Source organism: Streptomyces sp. NPDC017056 (assembly GCF_044332485.1).
Lineage (GTDB): Bacteria > Actinomycetota > Actinomycetes > Streptomycetales > Streptomycetaceae > Streptomyces.
Window position 1 is genome coordinate 203,340 of record NZ_JBIRPD010000008.1, and the last position, 19,146, is coordinate 222,485.

15 protein-coding genes and 1 pseudogene are annotated in these 19,146 nt (G+C 72.5%); 4 read left to right on the forward strand and 12 right to left on the reverse strand.

Features of this window, described 5'->3' with window-relative positions:
• Positions 1-30: 30 nt before the first annotated feature.
• On the reverse strand, positions 31-846 hold the full coding sequence (locus ACH4OW_RS16910; protein ID WP_398028444.1) for a thioesterase family protein: 816 nt from the start codon (positions 844-846) through the stop codon (positions 31-33).
• A 143-nt stretch (positions 847-989) separates the two neighbouring features.
• Between ACH4OW_RS16910 and ACH4OW_RS16915 the strand changes: the two genes are divergently transcribed.
• Positions 990-2,081 (forward strand): helix-turn-helix domain-containing protein, encoded by a 1,092-nt coding sequence (locus ACH4OW_RS16915; protein ID WP_360139144.1) that lies wholly within the window; start codon positions 990-992, stop codon positions 2,079-2,081.
• Between the two features lie 55 nt (positions 2,082-2,136).
• On the opposite strand, the gene ACH4OW_RS16920 is transcribed toward ACH4OW_RS16915, so the two are convergent.
• The 3 genes from ACH4OW_RS16920 to ACH4OW_RS16930 are packed head-to-tail and all read right to left on the reverse strand — an operon-like array spanning position 2,137 to position 4,217.
• Positions 2,137-2,934 carry a MerR family transcriptional regulator gene (locus tag ACH4OW_RS16920; protein ID WP_398028446.1) on the reverse strand — a complete coding sequence of 266 codons (798 nt, stop codon included), beginning with the start codon at positions 2,932-2,934 and terminating at the stop codon, positions 2,137-2,139.
• 33 nt (positions 2,935-2,967) lie between these two features.
• Positions 2,968-3,543 (reverse strand): 2'-5' RNA ligase family protein, encoded by a 576-nt coding sequence (locus ACH4OW_RS16925; RefSeq protein WP_398028448.1) that lies wholly within the window; start codon positions 3,541-3,543, stop codon positions 2,968-2,970.
• Positions 3,543-4,217, reverse strand: coding sequence for a winged helix-turn-helix transcriptional regulator (locus ACH4OW_RS16930; RefSeq protein ID WP_398028450.1), 675 nt, complete (start codon positions 4,215-4,217; stop codon positions 3,543-3,545). The genes ACH4OW_RS16925 and ACH4OW_RS16930 overlap by 1 nt, the downstream gene beginning before the upstream one ends.
• A gap of 86 nt (positions 4,218-4,303) precedes the next feature.
• Here ACH4OW_RS16930 and ACH4OW_RS16935 point away from each other — a divergent pair, with 86 nt between their 5' ends.
• Positions 4,304-5,518 (forward strand): pyridoxal phosphate-dependent aminotransferase, encoded by a 1,215-nt coding sequence (locus ACH4OW_RS16935; protein WP_398028452.1) that lies wholly within the window; start codon positions 4,304-4,306, stop codon positions 5,516-5,518.
• A 29-nt stretch (positions 5,519-5,547) separates the two neighbouring features.
• On the opposite strand, the gene ACH4OW_RS16940 is transcribed toward ACH4OW_RS16935, so the two are convergent.
• The 7 genes from ACH4OW_RS16940 to ACH4OW_RS16970 all read right to left on the reverse strand — a co-directional run bounded on the left by ACH4OW_RS16940 (position 5,548) and on the right by ACH4OW_RS16970 (position 15,123).
• Positions 5,548-6,720 (reverse strand): acyl-CoA dehydrogenase family protein, encoded by a 1,173-nt coding sequence (locus ACH4OW_RS16940; protein WP_398028454.1) that lies wholly within the window; start codon positions 6,718-6,720, stop codon positions 5,548-5,550.
• On the reverse strand, positions 6,717-7,544 hold the full coding sequence (locus ACH4OW_RS16945) for a thioesterase II family protein (RefSeq protein WP_398028456.1): 828 nt from the start codon (positions 7,542-7,544) through the stop codon (positions 6,717-6,719). The genes ACH4OW_RS16940 and ACH4OW_RS16945 overlap by 4 nt, the downstream gene beginning before the upstream one ends.
• Positions 7,541-8,971, reverse strand: a complete 1,431-nt coding sequence (locus ACH4OW_RS16950; RefSeq protein WP_398028458.1) for an FkbM family methyltransferase — start codon at positions 8,969-8,971, stop codon at positions 7,541-7,543. The genes ACH4OW_RS16945 and ACH4OW_RS16950 overlap by 4 nt, the downstream gene beginning before the upstream one ends.
• Positions 8,968-10,224: an alpha/beta fold hydrolase gene (locus tag ACH4OW_RS16955; RefSeq protein WP_398028460.1), complete on the reverse strand. Its 1,257-nt coding sequence runs from the start codon at positions 10,222-10,224 to the stop codon at positions 8,968-8,970. Before ACH4OW_RS16955 ends, ACH4OW_RS16950 begins: the two co-directional genes overlap by 4 nt.
• Before the next feature lie 54 nt (positions 10,225-10,278).
• Positions 10,279-11,223, reverse strand: a complete 945-nt coding sequence (locus tag ACH4OW_RS16960; RefSeq protein ID WP_360139117.1) for a chlorinating enzyme — start codon at positions 11,221-11,223, stop codon at positions 10,279-10,281.
• A complete protein-coding gene (locus ACH4OW_RS16965; RefSeq protein ID WP_398028463.1) occupies positions 11,220-13,127 on the reverse strand; it encodes an amino acid adenylation domain-containing protein in 1,908 nt (635 codons plus the stop codon). Before ACH4OW_RS16965 ends, ACH4OW_RS16960 begins: the two co-directional genes overlap by 4 nt.
• A 280-nt stretch (positions 13,128-13,407) precedes the next feature.
• Positions 13,408-15,123, reverse strand: a complete 1,716-nt coding sequence (locus ACH4OW_RS16970) for a hypothetical protein (protein WP_398028465.1) — start codon at positions 15,121-15,123, stop codon at positions 13,408-13,410.
• Positions 15,124-15,368: 245 nt separating this feature from the next.
• Between ACH4OW_RS16970 and ACH4OW_RS16975 the strand changes: the two genes are divergently transcribed.
• Both ACH4OW_RS16975 and ACH4OW_RS16980 read left to right on the forward strand, forming a co-directional pair.
• Entirely contained in the window at positions 15,369-15,566 is a 198-nt protein-coding gene (locus ACH4OW_RS16975; RefSeq protein WP_398028467.1) for a YxD-tail cyclophane-containing RiPP peptide, read from the forward strand.
• Positions 15,559-16,749, forward strand: coding sequence for an FxsB family cyclophane-forming radical SAM/SPASM peptide maturase (locus ACH4OW_RS16980; RefSeq protein WP_398028469.1), 1,191 nt, complete (start codon positions 15,559-15,561; stop codon positions 16,747-16,749). Before ACH4OW_RS16975 ends, ACH4OW_RS16980 begins: the two co-directional genes overlap by 8 nt.
• Here ACH4OW_RS16980 and ACH4OW_RS16985 read toward each other — a convergent pair.
• Positions 16,736-18,409, reverse strand: a pseudogene (locus ACH4OW_RS16985) (glycosyl hydrolase); the annotation flags it as partial. The gene ACH4OW_RS16980 and the pseudogene ACH4OW_RS16985 sit on opposite strands and share 14 nt — an antisense overlap.
• Positions 18,410-19,146 lie beyond the last annotated feature (737 nt).

A 19,146-nucleotide genomic window follows, 5' to 3' on the forward strand; every position in this document is an offset into this window, starting at 1 on the left:
CACGGCGGCCCGCGGGCCGCCCGGCTCGCGTCAGCGGTCGGCGACCAGCAGCGTCTGCAGGATGCGGCCGCAGTCGCCCGCCGCGTCGTCGAGCTGCCCGAGCGCCAGGCCCGAGCCGGCGGGGCTGGCGGCCGTCGACGAGCGGATGCAGAACCACTCGCCGACCGGGTCACGGTGCAGTGCCAGCGTGATGTCGGTGTTGATGACGAGCTGCCGGAAATGGTCGAGCTCGAAGGCGACCGCCCAGTTGCTGTCGGCCAGGGTGAGCGCGCGTGTCAGCGGCGTGTCCGGCTCCCCCGCCACCAAGGGGATGCGCTGACGCGCCCACGCCGTTCCCGGCCCGGGCGTGTCGAAGCCCTTTCCCGGCTCGAACCGCCATTCCATGGCGGCGATGTAGCCGTCCAGGTGCGCGCCGGCCATGGTGTGCGGCGGCTGCGGTGCGGGCAGGGGCGGCGGATCGGTTTCCGGCCGCAGCCGCGGGGTGTCGGCCGGTCCGGCGGCGATCCGCCACGCCCGTGCCAGCATCACCGTACTGCCGTCCGAGGTCAGTTCGCCCTCGACCAGCTCCGTGCGCCCGCCGGAGCGGACGGTGCGCACCTGGACGTGCAGTTCACCGACGGGCACCGGGCGCGGCAGTTCCACGGTGACGCGCGCGACCCGGAAGCCCTCCCTGGCCTCGTGGCTCTCCAACGCCCTGCCCAGGAGGGCCGAGGGCGGGCCTGCGTGCTGGGTCTTGGCGCTCCACGGTCCCGCGGTGGCGGAACTGCTCTCGTAGCGGCCGGCGCCGAGGCTGGTGTAGAACGCCTGGTCCAGCACTTCCGGCTCGGCCTGCCTAAGATCGGTCATGGGCACTGCCTACTCCACACCCGCCTCTTCGGGCAATGACCGTATGGCAGTTGAACGCACATACCCGCTGTCCAGGCCGCGATCGCAGGGCAGTTGAACACAACCGCGTTGACCCCATCCGCCCCAGGCGTCACGCTGTTGAGGTGTCCACTACCATCGCACTGGCGATCGATAACGGCATCTCGATCATAGATATTGCAGCGCCGTGTGAAGTCTTCGGCGTCGATCGGACCGACCTCACCGACCCCTGGTACGACTTCATGGTCTGCGGATCCACCAGCGCCCACGTAGGCGGCTGGTCCCGGCCCGGCGGCTACCGCGACCTGGACGACTTGGCGCAGGCCCACACCGTCATCGTGCCGGGTTCGCGCGACGTGATCGAGGAGCAGCCCGCCGCACTCGTCGAGGCGGTGCGCGCCGCCCACCAGGCCGGTGCGCGCATCGTGTCCGTCTGTACCGGCGCCTTCGTGCTGGCGGCGGCCGGCCTCCTGGACGGCCGCCGAGCCACCACCCACTGGCTCTACTCGGACCTCCTCGCCGCGCAGTTCCCGGGGGTCACGGTGGACCCCGGCATCCTCTACATCGACGAGGGCGACATCATCACCAGCGCCGGCAAGACCGCCGGCATCGACCTGTGCCTGTACCTGGTCCGGCTCGACCACGGGGCGGCCGTGGCCAACGCGCTGGCCCGCAGGCTGATCACGCCGCCGCACCGCGACGGCGGCCAGGCGCAGTTCAGCGCCCCGCTCCCCGCTTCCGTGCCGGACACCGCCCTGGAGGACCTGCTGTCCTGGGCGAGGGCGCGCCTGGACGAGCCGCTGACCGTCGTGGACCTGGCCCGGCGCGTCAACATGAGCACCCGGACCCTCAGCCGCCGCTTCAAGGCCGTCACCGGGAAGACGCCGCTGCAATGGCTGCTCGCCCAGCGGATCCAGCAGGCCCGGGAACTCCTGGAAACGACCAACGACAGCATCGAGCACATCGCGGCGCGTACCGGAATGGGCACGGCGGCCTCCCTGCGCCGCCATTTCAACCGTGCGGTCGGCGTGCCGCCGGACACGTACCGGCGTACCTTCCGCGCCGAACCAGGGGTGTTCGACCCCCCGGGCCCGCCGGCATTCCTGCCGCGCCAGAAGACGGGGTCCCCCCGGGTGGCGGCCCGCTCCGGTCACTGGCCGGAGGACATGGCACACGCCTTCAGGGCGGCGACGGTGGACGCGGGGTCCTCGGCGTAGAAACGGAAGGCGCGGGCCTCGGCGGGTTTGCCGGGGGCGCGGACATTCAGCGCCTTCACCCAGCACGCTCCTTGAGCAGTCCGATGGCGCGGCGCACGGCGGCGGCCTGGGCAGGGGCGAAGTCGGCGAAGAAAGCGTCGATGAAACCGTCCCCCTCCCCCGCGCCGGCGTCGTCCGGAATGGCCAGCATCCGCAGCGCCTCGTCCGGGACGCACGCGTCGATGGCGCGGGCGGTCCGCTCCACCCGCGGGTCGTCCTCCGCCGCCTCGGCCAGCTCGTCCAGCTGGGCGTAGACCGCGTACGCGCTTCGCATGGCCGCCGGGTCGGCCCTGAGGCTCCGCGTCATGGCGTCGATCCATCCGCGGTCGGCGCCCGGCGAACCGGTCTCCAGCAGGGCGAGCAGCTGCCGCTCCTTGGCGGCCATCGCCGGCTCCGGCCCCGGCTCCCGCGCCGAGGCGCGGGCCATGTCTTCGAAGACGGCGGCCAGTTCGGGCGAGACGGGCGCCTCGGCCGGGAGCCGGCCGGTCTCCCCGGCCTGCGCGAGGAGCCGGGCCAGACTGGCGCGGCGCTGGCGGATGGCTTCCTCCTGGCGGGCCAGGTCGGCGTCCAGCTCGGTGAGGATTTCGACGAACTCCTTGCCCTCGTCGTCCGCCAGTACGTCCCGCACCTCGTCCAGGCTCAGGCCCAGCTCGGTCAGCCGGCGGACCCGGGCCAGCTCGACTGCGTCGCGCAGTGAGTACTCGCGGTACCCGTTGGGCTGCCGCGGCGGCTCGGGCAGCAGCCCGATGCGGTGGTAGTGCCGTACGGCACGGGTGGTGATGCCGACGATGTCGGCAAGCTCTCCGATGCGCATGGCTTCAGTAGAAACGTTGTCGCAACGACAAGGTCAAACGACACGGTACGGCGGCGCCGCCGGCCGCGGCGCGCCCAGACGGTATTCCTCCCGGTCCTGCCAGCGCCGGCCGTCCCAGGTGATGAGGTGGACCGCGTCGACGGCACAGCTCAGCGGCAGCGCGGGGGCCAGTTCGGCCTGGAGCCTGTCGTACGCGGCCTCCTGGGTCGCGGGGCCCTCGCCGTTCGCGACCGTCAGGTGCGGGGCGAGCCCGGCGCCGAATATCCCGCGGTAGGGCACCGCCTCGGGCCAGCGCCGGGTGAGGTCCTTGGTCAGCGCGACGACCGGGTCGTGGGGCCACGGGTCGAGGTAGAGCACGCCGGGGTAGCGGCCGAACGACTCGAAGGCCAGGGTGAAGGCGTCGTGCCCGGCGAAGAGGCCCGCCAGTTCGCGGTGGGCCGCGGCATCGATGCGGCTCTCGTGCACGAACGGGTACAGCACGGTCACGTGGGCGGGAAATCCGGCCCTGACCAGCGGGTCGGCTTCGGGGACCTTGATGGTGAGCGCGGTGTCGCCCGGTATGTCCGGCCAGCCGTCCTCCGCGGGCCGGGCGCCTGTTTCCGCGCTCATCAGGCGTCGTGCTCGCATCGGCGGGACGCCGGGGCCTCTCCCGCCGCGCGAAGGCGGTCGGCCAGCTCGCCGTCTCCCGCCACCCTGACGCGGCCGGACCGCACGCCCTCGGCGAAGGAGAGCCGTCCGGCGAGGAGGGCTTCGCAGGCGTCGGCCTGTAGTACGACCCGGGCATCGGCCTTCTCCGCCGGCCCGTCGCCGTAGACCGGGAAACCGCCGCCGGTGCGCAGGTGGAACGTTCCCGTCTCCAGGACCACGTCGACGACGCCGGCGAGGCCGCCCGCCGCTTCGGCCAGCGGCCCGAGCAGCGGGAGGGCGTGCCAGTGCGCACGCACGGCGTCGGTGGGCTGCCGTTCCGCGAGCGCCGGCGCGCCCCATTCCGCGAGTGCGGCCAGGACGGGCCGGAGCTGCCGTCCGCGCGGGGTGAGTTCGTAGACGTAGGAGGCGGCGGGCGGGGGGAGGCGGTGGCGTTCGGCCAGGTTCTCGCGCTCCATGTCCTTGAGGCGGGAGGCGAGGACGTCGGTGCTGATGCCGGGCAGGTCGGCGTGGAGGTCGGTGTAGCGGCGGGGTCCGGCGAGCAGTTCCCGGACGATCAGCAGGGTCCACCGGTCGCCGACGGCGTCCAGGGCCCGGGCTGCGGCGCAGTAGTGGTCATAGCTTCGGCGGCGGGGCATGGACAGCAGTCTAGAGAAAACATTGGACTTGCCAAGCTCCTACTTGGTAAAACCAAGTAAGCAACGAAGCCCTGGGAGGCCACCGCATGGAGTTCCGGCAGTCGAGCAAGCTGAGCGAGGTCTGTTACGAGATCCGCGGGCCGGTGATCGAGCACGCCAACGCCCTGGAGGAAGCGGGCCACAGCGTGCTGCGCCTGAACACCGGCAACCCGGCGCTGTTCGGGTTCGAGGCGCCGGAGGAGATCGTCCAGGACATGATCCGGATGCTGCCGCAGGCCCACGGCTACACCGACTCGCGCGGCATCCTCTCCGCCCGGCGCGCGGTCGCCGGACGGTGCCGGGCGATGGGCGTCCCGGACGTCGAACCCGACGACGTCTTCCTGGGCAACGGCGTCTCCGAACTGGTCACCATGGCCGTCCAGGCGCTGCTGGAGGACGGCGACGAGATCCTCATACCGGCCCCGGACTTCCCCCTGTGGACGGCGGTGACCACCCTGGCCGGCGGGCGTGCCGTGCACTACCTGTGCGACGAGTCCGCCGGCTGGTACCCGGACCTCGACGACCTGGCCGCGAAGATCACCGACCGCACCAAGGCCCTCGTGATCATCAATCCCAACAACCCGACGGGCGCGGTGTACCCGCGCGAGGTCGTCGAGGCGATGCTCGACCTGGCCCGCCGCCACGGGCTGATGGTCTTCGCCGACGAGATCTACGACCAGATCGTCTACGACGATGCCGTGCACCACCCCGCGGCCTCCCTCGCCCCCGACCTGGTCGTGCTGTCCTTCGGCGGCCTGTCCAAGACGTACCGGGTGGCGGGGTTCCGCTCGGGCTGGCTGGTGGTCACCGGACCGCGGCAGCACGCGCGGAACTACCTTGAGGGGCTGACCATGCTGGCCTCCATGCGCCTGTGCCCCAACGCGCCCGCGCAGTACGCCATTCAGGCCGCGCTCGGCAGCCCCGGCTCCATCGGTGAGCTGACCGCCCCCGGCGGCCGGTTGCACGAACAGCGCGACCGGGCCTGGCAGAAGCTCAACGAGATCCCCGGTGTCTCGTGCGTCAAGCCGCAGGGCGCGTTGTACGCGTTCCCCCGCATCGACCCCGCCGTACACAAGATCCACGACGACGAGCAGTTCGTCCTGGACCTGCTGCTGCGCGAGAAGATCCAGGTCGTGCAGGGCACCGGCTTCAACTGGCCGTCCCCCGACCACTTCCGCATCCTCACCCTGCCGTACGCCGACGAGCTGGAATCGGCGATCGGCAGGATCGGCCGCTTCCTGGCCGGCTACCGGCAGTCCTGACGGCGGCGCCCGTGTCATGACCCCGGCTCTCAGACCGGTCCCGTCAGCTCCCCTGCGATGAGGTCCCGCATGACCTCGCTGGGGCCGGCGGCGATGGTCGCGGCCCGTGCGTCGCGGTAGGTGCGTGCGGCTTCGGAGTCTTCCTCGTAGCCGGCGGAGCCGTGCAGCTGGAGGCTTGTGTCGGCCAGGCGGCAGGCCAGTTCGGTGGTGTGCAGCTTGGCCATCGCGCAGGCGGCGACCGCGAGTTCGCCTTGCTGGAGGCGCCAGGCGGTGTGGTGGACCAGGCTACGGGCCGCCTCCAGCTCCGTGGACAGGTCGGCGAGCCGGTGCCGCAGCGCTTGCAGACCTGCGAGCGGGCCGTCGAAGAGCCGTCGTGCGCGCGCGAAGCGAAGAGTCTGTTCGAGGCAGCGGTCCATGCCTCCCAGCGCGAGGCAGGCGGCTGCGAGCCGCTCGGTCTGGAGTCCGCGCATCAGGTAGTAGAAGCCGCTGTCCTGCCGCCCGACGAGGTTGCCCGCGGGGACGCGCACCCGGTCGTACGTCACTCTCGCCGTGTCGGCCGCGCGCCAGCCGAGGGTGGGCTGAGGCTGCGCGGTGACGCCGGGAGCGCCCGCGTCGACGACCAGGAGCGAGAGACCGGTACGGCCGCGGTGCCCGTCGTGGGCCGCGGGGGTGGTACGCACGGCGGCGACGTGGAAGTCGGCGGTGGTGCCGTTGCTGACCATGCTCTTCGTCCCGTTCACCACGTAGGCGTCCCCGTCCCGTACGGCGGTGGTGGCCATGCGGGACAGGTCGGAGCCCGCACCGGGTTCGGTGAGGGCCAGCGCCGCGACGCGCTCGCCCCGTACGGAGGGCGCCAGGTAGGCGGCCCGCAGCGCCGGGCTGCCGACGGCCGCCAGGTAGTGCGTGGCCATGTAGGCGTGCACCGCGACGGCCGCGCGGAACCCGCCGTACCCGGTGCGGCCCAGCTCCTCCAGGAAGACGACCGAGGTGAACAGGTCGCGGCCGGTGCCGCCGTCCTCGCGTGTGTGCAGGAGGCCGAGGAGGTCGTGGCCGCCGAGGTTCTTCCAGAGCCGGCGCGGCAGGCGGCGCTCCCGCTCCCAGGTGTCGGCGGCGCCCTCGGTCTCGGCTGCCAGCACCGCGCGCACGTGCAGGCGGAAGGCTTCGTGCTCGGCGGTGAAGTACGGGGAGGTGGGGGTGCTCATCGGCCGTCCTTGGTCTCACCGGAGGTACGGGGGTGCGGGCACGACGCCATGGCGGGGGCCGCGGTCAGTTCCGCGTACAGCATCGCCAGGAAGGTCCCGCCGTCTTCGTGGAGGGTGAAATGCCCTCCTGGCATGCGGCGTGCGCGCAAGCCCTGCGGTGCGTACCGCTGCCAGCCGGCGACCGCTTCGGGCGGCGCCATGGGGTCGTCGGCGGCGGCGAAAGTCGTGAGGGGCACGGCGAGCGGGAGCGGCCGGCGCCACGGCCAGGTCCGGGCCAGCTCCAGGTCGGCTCGCAGCATCGGCTCCAGCATCTTGAGCAGTACGCGGTTGCGCAGCACCTCGGGCGGTGTGCCCGCCAGGTCGGCGAGTTCGGTGGCGACGTCGTCGGCGGACGGGCCGCGGTCACCGGTGTGCGGTGGTGGTACGTCAGGAGCGCGGCAGCCCGCGAGGACCAGGCGCTCGGGCGGGTGCGGTGCGGGCCGGCCGCCGGGGTGAACGCCGGACTGCGACGCCGTTGCCAGTTCGTAGGCGAGCATGCCGCCCAGGCTGTGCCCGAACAGGGCGTACGGCGGCCGCACTTCCCCGGCCAGGGCGCCGCTCACCGCGTCCACCAGGCCCGTCCCGGAGGTGAAGGGACGCTCCCGTACGCGGTTCTCCCGGCCCGGCAGTTGGACGGCGACGAGTTCGACGTCCGGCGGCAGGAGCTCGGCCCAGCTCCTGAACAGCGAGGCTCCGGCGCCCGCGTGCGGTACGCAGACGAGCCGCAGGGCAGCACGCGGCCGTGGCAGGGGCCGCTGGAAGAGCGGGCCCGGCGACAGTGTCACGAGGCCCCTGACCGGCTGGCGGACGCCGTACCGTCCGTGGCGCCCGCCGCCCGGAGACCGGCGTCGAGGGCCGCGGCGAGTTCCGCGAAGGATTCGGCGGTGAAGAGCAGGTCGGGTTCCAGTACGTCCGCTCCCAGCCGGTCTTCCAGCAGTGTCAGCAGGCGGACCGCGGTGAGGGAATTGCCGCCGAGAGCGTAGAAATTGGCGTCCGGGCGGGCGGTGCCGGCGCCGAAGACCTCCGCCCATGCCTCGGCCAGCACGGTGGCTCCCGGGCCGTCCGCGGGCCGGGGCGCGCCGGTGTCCCGCGCGCCGGTGGCGCGCCGGGCCGCGGCGAGCTCCGGTACGACGACGAAACGGCCGGGAGCGGCGAGACCCGGTGCGCTCCGGGCGAGGAGGTCCCGGAGCTCCCGTTCCAGGACCCGCAGGGTGGGGCCGCCGGGCCCGAAGGACGACGCGGGCGGCGGATGCCCGGCACGGGCGCGCGGCGCACGGGCGTAGACGTTGTGGCAGGGCGTCAGCACGAGCCGGGGGTCCTGGTCGTGGAAGACCTCGAATCCCCGCGCTTCCAGCAGGCGGACGACCTCGAAGAGCCGCCCGTCGATGTCGTGCACTTCCATGGCGATGCGGTCGATGCGGTCCCACAACGCGTCGTCGATGCCGGCCAGGACGTCGGCCTCGGCCTTCTCCACGTCGATCTTCAAAAGGTCGATCCGGTCCACCCGCTGCTCGGCCGCCAGCCGGGTGAGCGTACTGACGGCGCAGCGGCGGGGCTGCGCGGCCAGCCGGTCGGCGGCGAGCCTGGCCAGCTGCGGTTCGTGGCCGCCGTCGCCGGTGACGAGGTAGCGCCGCAGGACGTCGATGTCCTCGTCGGGCCGCGCGTACCGCCCCGACATGACGCTGTTGCCCGGATAGTAGGTGAAGTCGGTCTCCCCCGCCGCGCTGCCGAGGGCGCTCTTGACCACGGTGACGTCGAGTCCGTACAGCTCGGCGTTGCGGGCGACGGCCGCGGCGAGTTCGGCGACGGGTTCCACGGCGATGATCCGGGCCCCTGGGCTCACCAGACCGGCGCGCAGGGTGAACATGCCGATGTTGGCCCCCACGTCCACCACGGTCGCCCGTTCCGGCACGGTGATGCCGTGCCGGAGGTAGGCGTTGTCGAGGAAGATCTCCCGGTACAGGAAGTCGGTCTCGGTGCGGTTGACTCCGGCGACGCGCAGGTCGTCCGCCGGTTCGTGCCAGTCGGTACGGTCCCCTTCACCGCCGGCCCCGGCACGCACGGACCGGTGCAGGAGTGCGGCGGCGTCCGGGTCGGGCACGAGGAAGGCGGTCGGTTCGGGGGCGTCGAGGACGACGGCGTCCAGGACGGCGGGGTGGGTCCGCAGTGCCTCCGCCAGAGCGGTCGTGCCGGTGTCGGCCGGGCCGGTCATGCGCCCTCCCTTGCGTGTCGCGTGGGCGTCGCGGGTGCCCGGGTGAAGTCCGTCAGGACGCGTACGAGCGCGGGCGCCGCGTCGAACGCGGTCAGGTGGTTGCCGTGCGGCATCATCCGCAGCGTGGAGCAGGACAGGTGCCGCGCGACGTGTACGGACCCCTCGGGGTGTGCGGTCGTGTCCTGGTCGCTGGAGACGACGAGCGTGGGCTGCCGTACCTCTTCGAGGAGCGGCCGGCAGTCCGTGGTCATGATCTCGCCGTTGAGCTGCCCGTAGCGGTGCATCAGCGCCGCCGAGGCGTAGGGATGGAGGAGGTGGTGGGCGATGTCGGCGCGCAGGGCGTCCAGCGCCTGCGGTCTGCGCATCATGCGGTGCAGGCCCAGGGCGTTGCGTGGGCTGCGGCCCGCCATCGCCAGCAGGTTCTGCACATCGCGTTGGTGGGGTGTCTTCGCGGCGTCGCCGCCCAGTTCGTAGTCGCCGTGCCACAGGCTGAGGGAGGCGACGCGCGGCGAGGCTGCCGCGGCCGCAAGCGCGATGGCCGCGCCGCCGCACAGGCCCATGACGTGGGCTTCTTCGATGCCGAAGCCGTCGAGTACGGCCACGACGTCGGCCGCCTGCGCCGCGAGGTCGTAGCGGTTCATGGGAGGCAGCCCCGGGGCGTCCGCGCCCGCGAACATGCCGCGGCTCTCCCAGGTCACCACGTGCCGTACGCCGGCCAGCGCCCGCAGCCAGGGGGCGGCCAGGCCGACGGGCATGCCGACGGCGGGCACCACCACGACGGCCGGCAGGTCAGGCGCCCCGGCTTGGTAGCCCCGCAGGGGTGCGCCGTCGTGGGAGCGCAGCGCGACCGGGCGGCCCGGCGGGCCCGCCCGCGCCACGGCCACCGCGCGGCCCGCCGCCTCGGGGTCCGCCGCCTCGGGGTCCGCGCCGAAAGCCGCCACCGGTGACGCCGTCTCCAGGGCGCGGGAGAGGTGCGCGCTGACGGCCAGTTCGACGGACCAGAGTTCGTCGTCGGGGGCGGCCGGGGTGAGCCGGGGGACGCCCAGCTCGGCGGTGAGCGCGTCGACGGTTGCCAGGAACGCGCTGCGGGCACCGGGGGCCAGGCCCGGGGGCGGTGCCACGCGTAGAGGTTCGGTGACCGCCCCCAGCAGCGGTTCCAGGTCGGTCAGGGCTGCCGCGAGCCGGTGCACCGGGGTGGTACCGGTGATCTCGCCCGGCCGCGCCGGTGCCGCGCCGGGCGTGGTGTCCGTCATCTCTGGTCCGGTTCCCTTCCCCTCGACGCGGGCCCTCGGTGGCCCGGCACGTCCTCAGGCTTCCGGGCGGAAGGGGCGGCCGCGCGTGGTGTGCGTCGCGATGCGGTTGTGGTCGTAGGTGTTCTCGCCGTGGACCAGGACCGCGCCGTAGCGCTCCAGGCTCACCCGGCCGCCGTACTCCTCGATGACGTCCGTGCCCGGGTAGATCTGCACGGAGGTGGGGACGTAGCGGGCGGCGAAGCCCATCCGCATGTCGCGGCTGCGCCCGCTGTGCGGGTGGGAGGCGTGCATCATCGTGGACCAGAAGACGATGAACTGGCCGGCCCGCATCTCCATGCTCACGGCCTTGGACTCGTCGGGCGTCCAGTTCTCGTCGATCTGGAGCTCGCGGTAGTCGTAGCCGAAGAACCCGCGGCGGACGCCGTCCTTCTCGACGGAGTTGACCTTGTCCGGGGTGTAGTGCATGCGCTTGGTCTCGTCGTAGAACATGGTGCGGTGGGTCCCGGGGATGAACTGCAGGCATCCCATGTCCGCGCTGGCCTCGGTGAAGGCGCACCAGACGGTGATCGTGCCGCCGAAGTCGGAGCCGCCCGGCCACTGGATCTGCGGGCTGCCGGAGGCGTTGGCGAAGGTGTCGGCCTGGTGCCAGTCGGTTCCCTCGTCGCCCGGGTACTTCGGGAAGAACTCGGTGCGCCAGCACAGCACGTCGGGGCCGAGGATGCGGCTCACCCGGTTGACGATCTCCGGCCTGGTGATGTGGCCGGCCAGGAAGTCAGAGTCCAGGTGGCGGTCGTAGTTGGCGATGTTGGTGGTGCCGGACACCGCGGCCTCGTCCTGGTAGACGGCGGCGCTGCGGTCGAGCAGCCGCAGCCGCTCGCGCCGCCAGATGTCCTTGATCTCGTCCGGTTCGTAGAGCGTGAAAGGACCGGCGTAGCCGCGTGCGTGGAAGTCCGCCAGCTCTTGCGCGTCGAGCGCGAAGTCCTCGGCCTGCGACGTCATTCGTGCTCCTCGGTCCGTGGGCGGGTGGCGTCCGGCGCCGTGGCGGCGTCCACGTGGGAGGCGAGGCTGCCCACGGTCGCTCCCTCGATCAGGACCGTGATGTCCAGGTCCGTTCCGAAGGCCGTGTTGACCTGCTCGAACATGCGCAGCAGGGTCAGCGAGGTGCCGCCGAGGTCGAAGAAGTCGGCGTCGGGGGCGACGTCCTCGGTGTCGAGGACGGTGCGCCAGATCGCGGTGATGCGCTCCTGGGTGGTGGCGTGCGGGGCTGCCGGGCCGTCCGCCGGGAGGCCCGCCCGGCCGGTGGGCCGGTGGCCGTTGCCGGCGAGGGCCAGCAGTGCCGCGCGGTCGGTCTTGCCGTGGGGGGTGAGCGGCAGGGCGTCCAGCCGCTCGTAGGCGGAGGGGCGCAGGTGGGCGGGGAGGGTGCCGGCGAGGTCGCGCAGTTCGCCGACGAGTTTTTCGTACGCGCCGTTGGCGGCCGTTCCGGCCGGGACGACGTAGGCGATCAGCCGGACGTCGTCCTCCCCGTAGTCCCGGGGCAGGACGGCGGCGGACGCCACCGAGGGGTGCCCGGTCAGCAGGGCCTCGACCTCGCCCGGCTCCACCCGGAAGCCCCGGATCTTGATCTGGTCGTCGGTGCGCCCCAGGTAGCCGTACTGGCCGTCGCCGAGGCGGACCACCCGGTCCCCGGTGCGCAGGACGCGGTGTGCGGCACCATCCGAGGAGAAACGTTCCCGCGTCAGTTCGGTCCTGCCCAGGTACCCGCTCGCCACGCCCGGACCCTCGATGTACAGCTCCCCCGGCTGCCCGTCGGGCACCGGTTCGCCGTCCGGGCCCCGTACGTGGAACGTGAGGTCCGGCAGCGGGACCCCGATGGGGCTCGGCCCTCCCGCGTCGAGGTCCGCGCGCAGCACGCGCCGGTAGGAGGCGTGCACGGTGGCCTCGGTGATGCCGTACATGTTGACCAGCCGGGGCCGCTCGTCGCCGTGCCGGGCGATCCAGTCGCGCAGCGTGGTGGGGTCGAGCCGTTCGCCGCCGAGCACGACGGTACGCAGGTGGTCCGGCGACCGCGTGGCCCGCGCGTCGGCCGCGGCCAGGCGCCGGAAGGAGGACGGAGTCTGGTTGAGGACCGTGACGCGCTCCGAGCACAGCAGCTCGTGGAAGGCCGCCGGGGAACGGGCCACGTCGCGCGGTACGACGACCAGCCGCCCGCCGTGCAGCAGCGCCCCCCACATCTCCCACACGGAGAAGTCGAACGCGGCCGAGTGGAAGACGGTCCACACGTCGTCGGGGCCGAACCCGAACCAGTCGCGGGTCTCCGAGAAGAGGCGCACGACCTGCCGGTGGGCGATCGGGACGCCCTTGGGCTCGCCGGTGGAGCCCGAGGTGTAGATGACGTAGGCCGGGTCCGTCCCTCTCGGGGGTGAAATCTCGGCACGGGGCGGCCCGTCCGCCGGCAGCCGGTCCAGCCGGACGGTCCGCACCTCGGAGCCGGCGACCGACGCGGCGAGGTCCGACGAGGTCACCACGGCGGCCGCGCCGCTGTCGCGCAGGGTCCACCGCAGGCGCTCGGCCGGGTGATCGGCGTCCATGGGCACATAGGCCGCACCGCACTTGAGGACGGCGAGCAGCCCCGCCACCATTCCGGATTCGCGGGCGACGCACAATCCGACGCGATGGCCCGGTGTGACCCCGGCCGCGACGAGTTCTCCGGCGATCACCTCGGATCTCGCGTCGATTTCCTGATAGGTGAATTCGCCGTCTTCGGCGGTCACCGCCACCCGGCTCGGGTACTTGCGGGCCACCGCCCTGAAAAGCTCGGTCAGGGAAATGTCCGGGCCACCGGAAGAAAATCCGTCGACCGCCGCTTCACGCTGGTCACGACTTGCTCCGCTGATGGTGCTCACACGGCCCCTCGGAGAATTCGGGATGCGTATCGGGATCACACAAAGAATTGTGGGTACACGGGTCGGCACGACCGTCGAATTAGGCTTGCATTTTCACTCGTGGAACGTCAACCCCTCGCCGAACGGCACGCGGAGTTGGCCGGTATCGACGGGAGAACGAAACTCCCCCGGCACAGGAGCCCCAAAAGCCCCGGGCGATTCCGGCCGGGCACCGGTGGCCCCCGGCCGGACCGGCCCGCGGCCGGAGGCCCCGCCGGAGCCCGCGGCCGCGCCGCCTCGATCAGCCCGCGTGGCGCAGGGCGCTGCGCACCAGCCCCTCGGCGAGCAGGCGTTCCTCCAGTGCCAGGACGGCTTCCGCGGCCTCCTGCGGCTCCCGGCTCGCGACGGCCACCAGGCCCCAGCGGGACGGTACCGAGGTGATCGCCCGGGAGTACTCTCCGGCGCCCGCGGCGGCGACGGCGGCTTTCAGCCTCGGCAGGTCCGTGCCCCCGGTGGGCCGGATCACCTTCGTGGCCGCGTGGACACCCGCGCCACGCACCTCACGGGCCTCGCGGAGGAAGGCCCGTACGTACTCCGCCCCGTTGGACGACAGGTTCAGGTCCTGCATGCCGACCACGGGCCGCTCCCTGAACCGTCCGCCGATCCGGGCGATGGCAAAGTCCACTCCCCCCTTGACGAAGCCGAGGCTGCGGCCGCCGCCCTCGAAGGCCGCCAGCAGGCTCCGCATGCCCTCCCGTACGAAGCGGAACTGCTCCACCGTCACGCCGAGGTTCCGGCAGCTGCTCTCATCGATGTACACGCTGCCTTCCCAGACGCTGCCGCGCGTGATCTGGAGCGTCGCCCCGTCGGCCAGCCGTCCGGCGACGACGTGGGTGGACGGCGCGAGGATGAACTCGTAGCCGCGGACGGCGTGCCGCAGATAGTCGGTATGCGCCTCCAGGACGTAGTCCTCCTCGGTCTCCATCGCCTGGCGCGCCAGGGCACCGAGCGCCTCGTCGTCGTCCAGCCGGACGCCGGTCCTGATCCTGCTGCCGGTCAGTCCCGTGGCCGGTTTGAAGCAGCCCAGCGGCAGGCCGTAGCGCTCGCGCAACAGGCGCGCGGCCCCCGCGACACGCGCCGCCACCTCAGCGGGGGACGCTCCGGACCGGCTGATCGAGTAGCCCGGGACCCGCGGCAGGGCGATGCCGAACTCGTGGTGGAAGGGGGTCAGGCGGGACTCCGCCGCGAGCAGCTCGTCGGGATCGGTCCGGGGGCCGGCGCCGGACATCCCCTCGGCCTCGCCGACGGTGGGGTACAGCGTCGTCTTGTGGTTCCACCGGCGTCCGATCTCGGGGCCGTTGGCGTCCACCCGCAGACGGGCCAGCCCTGCCGTACGGCGCATCCAGACCAGCAGGATCTGCGCCTCCAGGTCGAGCGCGAAGAGGCGCACCACGCTGTGGGGTGCCTCCCTCAGCCGGCTCACCACACGGCGCAGGCCGGCGGAGAGCCCGGCCGTCTCATACGCCGTGGCCTGCGTCAGCAAGGCGTGGGTGAGGTAGTAGAACTCCAGCCCCGGCACCTCGACCGCGTCCACGTCGGCCTGGGCGACCGCCTGGCGCCACGGTTCGGTGCGGCCTACGACGAGGTCGCCGGGCCCCGCCAGATACACCGCGCGTGCCTCGTTGTACGCCGCGAAGTCGTCCGGCGACGTGCCCTGGGCGAGGTGCGCCACGTCGGCCTCGAAGCACGATTTGAGGCTGGTGGCGGCACCGATGACGACAGCGGGGACCTCGCAGCGCAGGGCGCCGTACGGTTCGAGTTCCTCGCGGGCCGCCGCCGGTACCTCGGACAGGCCGAGGCCGAGCAGCCGGTGGGAGATGTCCTGCAACTCCTCCCGCGACAGCACGGCCGGGCCGGTGCAGAAGCCCTCCCACGGCACCGCACGGCCGTCCGGGGTGACGACCTTCGCGGAAGTGCTGACGGGCGGCGCAGCGGAGGGGCTGGTGTGTGCCTGCAACGTGGTCTCCTGACGGAAGTGGGCGAGCGTGACCGGCCGGCTGCCCCAAGGGGCACGGCCGGAGGCGCGAGCAAGCCGTGGCAACAAGTCCGTACCCACATGTGTCAACGTGTTCCGGCCCTCCGGGTGTCGCCCCGGCCGGGCGGCCGTACCGGACCGGTGCGGGTGTTGGCCGGAACGGTGGGGTGGGTTCGGCTCCGGCGCGTGGAATCCTTCGGGGACCGACGAGGGAGAGAGGCGCCGGCATGACCGAGACGTACCTGCCCGTGCAGCCGAGTGACGCACGGCTTCCCGATTTCACCGGCCTGCCGCTCGGCGAGCTGGCGGCCGCCACGGAACACCCGGTGCTGATCGCGCTTCTGCCCGGCGTCCGCGAACGCCTGGCCGACTCGGACACCGTCGCGTTCTACGACGACGGGCCGCCCCCGGACCTGCATGGGTGAGGTGGGCTCCCCCGTTCCTTTCCGGCAGTTCGTGCTCAAGGTGCACAGCAGGTGCAACCTCGCATGCACCTACTGCTACGTCTACCAGGGCCCCGACCAGAGCTGGCGGAAGCGCCCCGCCCGGGTGCCCGAGGACACCATGCGCCGCACGGCGGAGCGGATCGCCGAACACGTCAGCGCGCACGGGCTGCGTGCGATACGCGTCGATCTGCACGGCGGGGAACCGCTGCTCGCCGGACCCGCCGCACTGATCGGCTATGCGCGGACCGTCCGGGAAGCCCTTCCCGACGACTGCGCCGTGGCCGTTTCGGTGCAGACCAACGGCACGCTGCTCACCGCCGACGCCCTGCGGCGGCTCGCCTCGGCCGGCCTCATCATCGGCCTGAGTGTCGACGGCGGCAGCGCCCGGCTCAACCACCGGCGCGTCGACCACGCCGGCCGTTCCTCGTGGCCCGCGGTACGGCGAGCGGCCGGGCTGCTGGCCGGTGCCCCCGCCGCGTACGGGGGCATCCTGTGCACCATCGACGTGGACACCGACCCTGCTGACGTCTACCGGTCACTGGTCGCACTGGCACCGGCCAGCCTCGACTTCCTCCTTCCGTACGGCAATTGGAGCGAGCCGCCGCCCGGTATCGGCCCGTTCGCCGGCCCCGCGGGCCGGGTGGCGCGCGCCGTTCCCTACGGGGAGTGGCTGGCCCGCGTCTTCGACCTGTGGTGGGACTCGTCGCCGGGCAGCCGCCCGCCCGTACCGGTCCGCCTGTTCGGGGAGATCGTGGCGTTGCTGCTCGGGGCGGCGAGCCGGTCCGAGTCGGTGGGGCTGTCCCCCTTGGCCGTAGTGGTGGTCGACACCGACGGTTCCGTCCAGCGCATCGATTCCCTCAAGTCGGCCTACGCAGGCGCGCCCGACCTGGGTATAAACGTCTTCCGGCACGACTTCGACGAAGCCCTCAACCACCCCCGCACCGTGGCCGCCCAACGGCGGGGGCCGGCCACGCTCTGCGAGGGTTGCCGGCGCTGCCCCGTCGTCGGCGTCTGTGGTGGCGGCAGGTACACCGACCGCTACGTGGACGGCTCGGGCTTCGACCACCCTTCGGTGTACTGCGCGGATCTGGAGCACCTGATCCGCCACATCGGCGACCGGCTACGGCAGACCGTGGGCGGCGCGCCCGTCACCCGATATTGATTTTGAATGTGGACGTGGTGTTGCGGATGTTCTCCGCGTTGTCCCGCAGGGTCAGACCGCGGAACGTCGCCTGCCCCACGGCCGGCCCCTGTCCCGGCTCCGGCTGCTCGTTGGCCCAGATCCCGAAGCCGGACCTGGCGTCGTACTCGTCGCCGCTCTTCCGCGCCCCGGAGACGGTCACGCCCGTCAGCTCCGTGTCCTCGACCGGGTTCTGCGGCCGCTGGCCAGCGTAGTTCGTCTGGAACATGATGCCGTGGTACGTCGGGTCGGTGATCTCGGCGTTCTTCACCCGGATGCCCCGGAAGGGCTTGGAGGCCGAGAAGAACCAGATGCCGGGGAAGGTCTGGCCGTTCCAGAAGTGGCCGCCCGCGCGCTCGACGCGGAGGTTTTCGAGCGTGGTGTGCCCGGGGCCGAAGCCGTTCGCCGGGTATCCGAAGTCCAGCGAGGAGAGGGTCACTCCCGAGTAGACCAGGGTGTCCGCGACGCGGATGTTGCGGAAGGTGTTGAGCTGGCCGCCGTAGACGGCCAGGCCCGCGGCCCGCCAGGTGAGCTTGGAGGTGAGGTTCTCGTAGACGTTGTCGCGCTGCTCGCCGCCGCCCGAGTCGAGCGCGGAGAACAGTGCGAAGGAGTCGTCGCCGGTGGCCCTGGCCTCGTTGTTGGTCACCAGGTTGCCGGTGGAGCCGTTGGTCATGTTCAGGCCGTCGGCGAAGGTGTCGCGGATGCGGTTGTTCTTGATGGTCATCCGGTCGGTGTTGGCGCCCCAGTAGAGGCAGACCATGTGCTCGGCCCAGATGTTGTCGATGGTGATGCCGGAGATGTTCTGGAAGTCGAAGACCTTGCCGGGGCCGTCGATGCGCGAGGTGTAGTTGCCGAAGTACGCGAAGCCGGCGAACGTGGAGCCGTCGGCGCCGTCGGCGGCGCGGAACCCGACGTCGGTGTTCTGCTGGCCGGCCGGGGCGTGGAAGCGGGTGAACCAAGGGCCGGCGCCGAGCACCTTCACCGGCTTGAGGTAGACCTGGAACTTGCTCGACGTCTGGTAGTCGCCCGGTGGCAGGTAGACGCCCTGGATCTTGCCGGTGGTATCCATCCGTGCCTTGTCCAGCGCGTTCTGCACGTCCTGGTGACCGAACCCGGCCGGTTGCACGAACGCCTGCGGGTCGGGGTTCGGCGCCGCCGCTGCCTTCTCGAAGTCGACGAAGTCGATCGCGTACGAGGAGGAGTTGCCCGCGTCCTTCTGGAGGCGGATCTTGCTGCCCGCCGGCACGGTGCGGCCGAGGTCGAGGTGCGCCTCGTCGTAGATGTGCCGGGCCGGGCCCGCGCCCGGATCGTTGACCGGGGACGCCTCGGGGCCGTACAGCCAGGCGTACTTGGACGTCAGGCCGAGCGGCCTCGCCTGCACGCCGTCCACGTAGACGTCCAGCGTCGCGTCCGTTCCGCCGCCGCCCGGCGCGTCCGGTATGGAGAACCGGGTGACCAGGGTGTTGGTCGCCACGGGGGTGGTGAACTCCACGTACTGGCCGGTCTGCGTCAGCGTCACGGCCTTGCGCCCCGACGCCTCGCCCGCCAGGTCGCCGATCTTCCGGTTCGGTCCGACCACCCGGGCGCCGCCGCCGAGGGCGCCGGTCTCGGCTTCGACGGTGGTGTACGGCATGGTGGCGCCGGTCGCGGCCTTGGCCGTGGCGCCCTGCGGCCGGGGCATTCCGCGCGGCGGGGTGAACGCGGCACGGGAGGAGCCCTCGCCCGCCGCGACGGTGCGCGTGGCCGTGCGGCTGTCCGGGGACTGGTTGCCGGCCGCGTCCCGGGCCCGCACGGTGTAGCGGGTCGTCTGCCGGGTGCCGCCGGGCGCCGTGGTGTCCGTCCAGTGCGTCGCCGTCGCGGGCAGCCCGGTGCGCAACCGCCCGTCGGCGTAGACGTCGTACCCGGACACGCCGGGGGTGTGTTCCCAGCGCAGCGTCGCACCGTCCAGGCGGAGGCCGTGCGGCGCCTTCGGGGGTGTGGTGTCGCCGGACGTCGCGTCGTACGCCGTGAATCGACCCAGCCGGGGTACGCCGACGACGCGGACGTAGCGCAGCGGGGTGCCGCCCAGGGGCAGCGTCACCTTGCCCTCGCGGGCCCGGACGTCGGACAGGTCGACGAAGTCGCGGCCGTTGGCGGAGCCCTGGACCTGGACCTGCCGGGCCCCGCCGGGCAGCTCGAACTCGACCCGGTCCAGGCGGCGGGTGGCGCCGAGGTCGGTTGTGGCGCTTGCGCCGGCCGCCTCGACGGCCGTCCCGCCGCCCGGCGCGGCCCCGGCGGAGGCCGTCTGCCAGCCGGTCAGCGCCAGTCCGGCGCCGAGCGCGGCGGCCAGTACGGGCCGCCAGGCTCTTCTGCGTGGTGTGGTGCGCCGAGTGCTGTCTT

Excerpts from the sequence above, each read along its gene's own strand:
- ACH4OW_RS16910 (WP_398028444.1), bottom strand. The coding sequence starts at position 846 with ATGACCGATCTTAGGCAGGCCGAGCCGGAAGTGCTGGACCAGGCGTTC.
- ACH4OW_RS16920 (WP_398028446.1), bottom strand. The coding sequence starts at position 2,934 with ATGCGCATCGGAGAGCTTGCCGACATCGTCGGCATCACCACCCGTGCC.
- ACH4OW_RS16925 (WP_398028448.1), bottom strand. The coding sequence starts at position 3,543 with ATGAGCGCGGAAACAGGCGCCCGGCCCGCGGAGGACGGCTGGCCGGAC.
- ACH4OW_RS16930 (WP_398028450.1), bottom strand. The coding sequence starts at position 4,217 with ATGCCCCGCCGCCGAAGCTATGACCACTACTGCGCCGCAGCCCGGGCC.
- ACH4OW_RS16935 (WP_398028452.1), top strand. The coding sequence starts at position 4,304 with ATGGAGTTCCGGCAGTCGAGCAAGCTGAGCGAGGTCTGTTACGAGATC.
- ACH4OW_RS16940 (WP_398028454.1), bottom strand. The coding sequence starts at position 6,720 with ATGAGCACCCCCACCTCCCCGTACTTCACCGCCGAGCACGAAGCCTTC.
- ACH4OW_RS16950 (WP_398028458.1), bottom strand. The coding sequence starts at position 8,971 with ATGACCGGCCCGGCCGACACCGGCACGACCGCTCTGGCGGAGGCACTG.
- ACH4OW_RS16955 (WP_398028460.1), bottom strand. The coding sequence starts at position 10,224 with ATGACGGACACCACGCCCGGCGCGGCACCGGCGCGGCCGGGCGAGATC.
- ACH4OW_RS16960 (WP_360139117.1), bottom strand. The coding sequence starts at position 11,223 with ATGACGTCGCAGGCCGAGGACTTCGCGCTCGACGCGCAAGAGCTGGCG.
- ACH4OW_RS16975 (WP_398028467.1), top strand. The coding sequence starts at position 15,369 with ATGACCGAGACGTACCTGCCCGTGCAGCCGAGTGACGCACGGCTTCCC.
- ACH4OW_RS16980 (WP_398028469.1), top strand. The coding sequence starts at position 15,559 with ATGGGTGAGGTGGGCTCCCCCGTTCCTTTCCGGCAGTTCGTGCTCAAG.